Source organism: Vibrio sp. 10N.222.48.A3, from assembly GCF_041475345.1.
Lineage (GTDB): Bacteria > Pseudomonadota > Gammaproteobacteria > Enterobacterales > Vibrionaceae > Vibrio > Vibrio tasmaniensis_A.
The window spans coordinates 1094-1615 of record NZ_JBFRVX010000070.1; the positions used below are offsets into that span (position 1 = coordinate 1094).

A 522-nucleotide genomic window follows, 5' to 3' on the forward strand; every position below is an offset into this window, starting at 1 on the left:
TGACTGGTGCTGACATCGAAGCAATGAAGCGTTCTATTGCTGGTACTGCTCGTTCAATGGGCCTAGTGGTAGAGGGATAAGATCATGGCAAAACTTACTAAGCGTATGCGCGTAATCCGCGACAAAGTTGAAGTAACTAAAGAATACGAAATCAACGAAGCTGTTGCTCTTCTTAAAGAACTAGCTACTGCTAAATTCGTTGAGTCTGTAGATGTTGCTGTTAACCTAGGCATCGATGCTCGTAAATCTGACCAAAACGTACGTGGCGCAACTGTGCTACCTCACGGTACTGGCCGTGACATCCGCGTTGCTGTGTTCACTCAAGGTGCAAACGCAGAAGCAGCTAAAGCAGCTGGCGCAGATATCGTTGGTATGGAAGATCTTGCTGAGCAAGTGAAAAAAGGCGAAATGAACTTCGACGTTGTTGTTGCTTCTCCTGATGCAATGCGTGTTGTTGGTCAACTAGGTACAATCCTAGGTCCACGCGGCCTTATGCCAAACCCTAAAGTTGGTACTGTAACT

At 46.6% G+C, this 522-nt stretch carries 1 protein-coding gene and 1 pseudogene; both read left to right on the forward strand.

All coding sequences use genetic code 11. The features are described 5' to 3' along the window. Positions 1-80, forward strand: a pseudogene (rplK, locus tag AB4653_RS29115) (50S ribosomal protein L11); the annotation flags it as partial. A 4-nt stretch (positions 81-84) separates the two neighbouring features. Next, positions 85-522, forward strand: a 438-nt coding sequence (rplA, locus tag AB4653_RS02520; RefSeq protein ID WP_372103261.1) for a 50S ribosomal protein L1, incomplete at its 3' end; no start/stop codon positions are given.